Source organism: Corallococcus sicarius (assembly GCF_003611735.1).
Classification (GTDB): Bacteria; Myxococcota; Myxococcia; order Myxococcales; family Myxococcaceae; genus Corallococcus; species Corallococcus sicarius.
This window is the reverse complement of record NZ_RAWG01000475.1, coordinates 1-5159: the sequence shown is the minus strand read 5'-3', so window position 1 is coordinate 5159 and position 5159 is coordinate 1. Positions and strand designations below refer to the sequence as shown.

Sequence of the window (5159 nt, the reverse complement as noted above, 5' to 3'; positions counted from 1 at the left end):
CCCGAAGAAGGGCCGTAAGAACTCCGCGCCCAAGCCCTCCGCGCCCCCCACGAAGAAGAAGTAGGCGCGGGGCGCTGGCTTAGGGCTACTCGACGATGAAGTCCGCGGCGGTGCGGCGCCGGCCGGCCACCACGGACACCACCGCGCGGCCCTGGCCCACGGCCGTCACCCGGCCCTCGGGCGACACCGTCACCACGGCGGAGTTGGAGCTGAACCACTCCAGCGGCACGCGCTCCAGCACCGCGCCGTTGCGGTTGTACGCGCGCGCCTGCACCTGCACCGACTGGCCCTTCTTCTTGAACGTGTGCGACGTGAGGTTCAGCCCCAGGCGGGCGAAGTCCGGCGGCACCACCTGCACGGCGATGGCCCGGCTCAGGTGGCCCAGCGTCGCGGTGACGGTGGCCAGGCCCGCAGTCGAGGCGATGAGCTCCCCGTTCTCCACGCGCGCCACGGCCTCATTGTTGGTGCGGAAGGTGGGCACGGCGTCGGGGATGACGTGGCCCAGCTCGTCGCGCGCCACCACGCGCAGCTTGATGGTGCGCCCCATCTCCACGAAGTCCGCGCCCGGTGCGCGCACGTCCAGCGAGGCGAGGATGGTGAGGTCCAACGGCAGCGCCGCCTTCGCCCCCCCGCCCTGCACACCGATGATGGTCTTGCCGGACTTGCGCGCCACCACCGTGCCGTCCTCCAGCACGGAGGCCACGTCCGGCGCGGAGCTGGTCCACCTCAGCCGTGCGTCCATCATCCGGCGCCCGTCCGCGTCCAGCACCACGTAGTTCATCGGAAGGCGCTGGCCCTGCGTGCGCAGGTAGCGCAGCTCGGGCGGCTCGAGGGTGATGGTCGTCGGCGACGGTCCGCACGCGCCGAGGACACCCAGCGCGAGGAGACCCAACAGGGAATGGGAGGGCAGGCGCAACGTCTTCACGAAGGCAGTCGGAGAACAGAAAGGGGAGGCGCGAGAGTCTAGCGACCCCTCACGCGGCCGGCGGGAAAACCACGGTCGCTCGCACCGAACTCCGTCCGCCTGCACGCCTGCTGACATCTCGCGGGCCCTTCAGCGGCGCGGGGTCCGGCCTTCCATCGTCCCCAGCACCTGCGCGGCCAGGGACTCGCCCTCCCGCCAGCCCGCCGCCCGGGCGCGCTCCCTCGCCTGCTCCAGCCGCTCGCGCGCCTCCGGCACCCGGCCTCCCACCACCAGCAGCCGGCCGGCGTTGAAGTGGATGCGCGCCACCTCCTGGGCATCGCCTCCCTGCTCGGCCAGGGCGAGCGCGCGCTCCAGCTCCGTCAGCGCCTGCGCCGGCTCCCCCGCGAGCACCCGCAGGCCCGCGAGCTGCGACAGGGCCCGCGCCTGCCCCACCGCGCTGGCCACCGACCGCGCCTGCTCCGCCGCGCGCGTGAAGGCCACCCGCGCCCGGTCCAGTTGCCCCAGCCGCTGCTGCAACCGCCCCAGCAGCAGGTAGTGCTCCCAATAGAAGTCCGGCGCCCGCGCGGTCCGGTTCCCCATGCGCTGGAAGGCCCGCGCCAGCAGCTCCACCGCGGCCGTCGTCTCGCCCTTGGCCTCGCGCACCCGCGCCAGGTCTCCGAGGATGAGCGCCTCCACCTCCGGATCCGCGCTCGCCGACGCCTGCGCCATGCTCAGGCGCACCTCCGCGTCCCCCAGCCGCCCCAGCTTCAGCTCCGCGACGGCCAGCCTGCGCGCGGCCTCCGCCCACGCGCCGGGCGTCTGCATCACCGACACCCGGTCCAGCCACGGCGTCACCAGCCCGTCCACGGCCGCGGGCTCCACCTGCGTGAGACACCCCGCCGCGCGCGCGAGCACGCTCAACTGCCAGCGCACCACCGTCGCCGTCGCCCCGGGCTCCCGGCCCAGCGCCCAGCGGTAGAACTCCACCGCCGCGCGCCACTCGCCCCGCGCGGCGAACCCGTCTCCCGCCCGCTCGCACGCGGCCTGCGCTCCGGGCGCGTCCGCTCCCAGCAGGTGGTCGGCCACCCGCACCTCGCGGGCCGGCTCCAGGGCGAAGGCCTCACGCTCCAGCGTCTCCGCCAGCTCCGCGTGCGCGCTTCGCAGCTGCGAGGGCGACAGCCGCTCGCGCAGCACCTGCCGTGCCTCCTCGCGCGTGAAGCGGAAGATGCCGGGCTGCTGGGGCACGGGCACCACCCACTCGGCGTCGTCGAGCACCTCCGCGCCTTCCGAGCCCAGCAGCGAGGCCCGCACCAGCTCCGCGGAGAAGAGCGAGCCCTCCACCGCGGCGCGCTGGAGGAAGCGCAGCGACGCGGAGGGCAGCAGCTCCAGCCGCGCGCCCAGCACCTGGCCCAGGTCCTGGGGCAACGCCGCGACGGACAGCGCGCCGTTGGTCTGGAAGCCCTCCTCCGTGCGCTGCAACACGCCCACGGCGATGAGCAGCCGCACCAGGGCCAGCGCGTGCGCGGGATTGCCTCGCACCCGGTCCCCCACCGCCCGCTCCAGCGAAGGCGACAGGGACATGCCCAGGCTCGCGGTCAGCAGCGCGTTCAGCTCCGAGGACGACAGCCCCTCCAGCACCGTGGCCGGCAGTGACGCCAGCGCCGTGGGCACCCCGTCCACGTCGCCCGTGCCCACCAGCGCCACGCGGAGGTCCTTCGTCGCCAGCACCGTGGCGAGCAGCTCCAGCGACGTGCCATCCACGCGGTGCACGTCGTCCACCAGCAGCAGGAGCCCCGACGGCCGCGCCACGCGCCGCAGCGCCTCCATCACCAGCCCGTCCCCCGCCGCCAGGTGTCCGCCCACCGGCGCGCCCCTCGCGAGCCTCCGCCAGAGCGCCTGCGCCTCCGGTTCGGAGAGGCCCAGACCCGACAGCGGCGGGCCCGCTGCGTCCCCGCCCGACGCGGCCCGGGACAGTGCGACGAACACCGTGCGCCACAACCCCATCGCGCCCGCGGAGCGCGGATCACCGCCCCAGGCATGCACCACCCGCAGCGGCGCGGCGCTCGCGGCCAGCTCCGCCACCGCCTCCAGGAAGCGGCTGCGTCCCACGCCCGTGGGGCCCACGAAGAGCCTCGCGCCGCCCTCGCCCCTGCTCGCCGCGTCCACCACCGCGCGCGCCTCGGCCAGCGCCTCGTCGCGGCCCACCAGCGACTCCACGCCGGCCGGGGGCGCGCCCGTCTCCACGCGCCATGCCGTGCCTCCCGGCAGCTCGCGCGACGCGCCGAAGCGCACGCCTCCCGCCTCCACCAGCAGCGCCTTCACCGAGGCGCCCACGAGCAATTCCCCAGGCACCGCCGCGTCCGTCAACACGAGCGTCCGCTCCAGCCCCATCCCCGACAGGCGGGGACCCTCCGCCTCCGAGCCGGTGCTCACGCGCACCACGCCGGACTCCAGCGCCCGGCGCACCGTCACCCCCGACAACGCCAGGTCCTCCGCGCAGCGCAGCGCCCGTGACGCGTCGTCCGGGCGCGGCTGCGGCAGGCCAAAGGGCAGACACCACCGCGCGTGCGACACGGCCACCGCTTCCACGTGGTGGCGCGCCGCCAGTGACAGCACCACCTCGCGCAGCCGGACCGCGTCCGACAGCTCGCCCGATACCCCCAGCAGCGTGAGCCTGCGCATCAGCGCCTGCGCGTCCAACGCGCGCATCTTCACCGTGGGGCCCGGAGGTTCGTCTCCCAGGGCCGGGGGCGCGTCGTCGTCCTCCCAGTGGGCGAGGGGCGGCTCCTGGGACAGCGCAGCCGCCAGCGGTGCGGGCACCTCCATCGTCGGGTCGGTGGGCGGCTCGTGCGCGGCGTCATCTCCGCCGCTCCGGGACTCGGGGGCCTTCGAGGCCCACCCGGCGTCATCTCCGCCGCTCCGGGACGCAGGTGCCTTCGAGGTGGATGCGGCGTCATCCCCACCGCTCCGGGACGCGGCCACCTTCGAGGCCCACGCGGCGCCATTCCCACTGCCCCGGGCAGAGGGTGCCTTCGCGGTCGGCGCGTCGGGGGCGTCGTCGCCCAGGTGCACGGGCGGCTCTCGCAGCGCGGGCAGCGACGCCAGGTTGGGGATGGGCGCCCCGGACGCGGGCGTGAGGGCGCTTCCGCACGCGGGACAGTAGCGGCTGGTCGCGCTGGTGGACTGGCCACAGCGCGGACACGACACGCTGGAGGGCTCGCGGCCCTGGGGCAGCACCGTCTCTCCCGTGGCCACGTCGCGCAGCCGCGCGAGCACCGACTCGCCCACCAGCCGCGTCACCACCTCGGAGACGCCCTCGCCCTTCGCCTCCGGCACCTCATCCAGGAAGGACTGGAGCGCGCGCGCCACGTCGGCACACCGCGCGAAGCGCTGCGAGGGCATGCGGTGGAGCATGCGCAGGATGATCTGCTCCAGGAGCGGCGACAGCCCCTCCACGAACTGCGAGGGCCTTGGCACCGCCGCCAGGGCAATCCGCCGCATCGCCTCCGCGGGGTTGTCCGTGTCGATGAACGGCCGCCGCGTACACAACTCCCACAGCACGACCCCCAGCGCGAACTGGTCGCTGCTGCCGGCGACGGGCTCGTTGCGCACCTGCTCGGGCGACATGTACCGCAGCTTGCCCTTGAGCACGCCGGTGCGCGTGCGGCTGGCGCGGATGGTCGCCTTGGCCACGCCGAAGTCCACCACCTTCGTCACGCCGTCCAACCGCACCATGATGTTCTGCGGGCTGATGTCCCGGTGCACCAGCTCCAACGACGCGCCCTGGCTGTCGCGCGCGTGGTGCGCATGGTCCAACCCCAGCGCCGCGTCGCGAATCAGCTGCGCGCACACCCGGTGGGGCAGCGTCGTACCGGCCCGCTGCGCCGCCCGCGCCAGCCGGCCCAGGTTCTCGCCTTCGATGTACTCCATGGCGATGTAGAACGTGCCCTGCCACGCGCCGACCTCGTACAGCGAGACGACGTTGGGGTGGTTCAGGTGCGCCGCGACCCGGGCCTCGTCGAGGAACATCTCCACCGAGCCCTCATGCTCCAGCAGGTCCGGCAGCAGGCTCTTGAGGATGACGGGGCGCTCGAAACCACTCACGCCCACCTGTCGCGCCAGGAATATCTCCCCCATGCCTCCCACGGCCAGGCGGCGGAGGACCGCATACCTGCCGAAGATGAGGGAAGACGGAGGAGCCGCGGACATGGTCGCGCTCCCACCGTACCCACCTGCCCCTGTCTCTTATACCCAT

Annotated in this window: 2 protein-coding genes; both read right to left on the bottom strand. The window is 74.4% G+C overall.

The window, feature by feature from the left end; translation table 11 throughout:
* Positions 1 to 85: 85 nt before the first annotated feature.
* Positions 86 to 925, bottom strand: a complete 840-nt coding sequence (locus D7X12_RS39045; RefSeq protein WP_120630237.1) for an Ig-like domain-containing protein — start codon at positions 923 to 925, stop codon at positions 86 to 88.
* A 129-nt stretch (positions 926 to 1054) separates the two neighbouring features.
* A complete protein-coding gene (locus D7X12_RS39040) occupies positions 1055 to 5113 on the bottom strand; it encodes a protein kinase domain-containing protein (RefSeq protein WP_120630236.1) in 4059 nt (1352 codons plus the stop codon).
* Positions 5114 to 5159 lie beyond the last annotated feature (46 nt).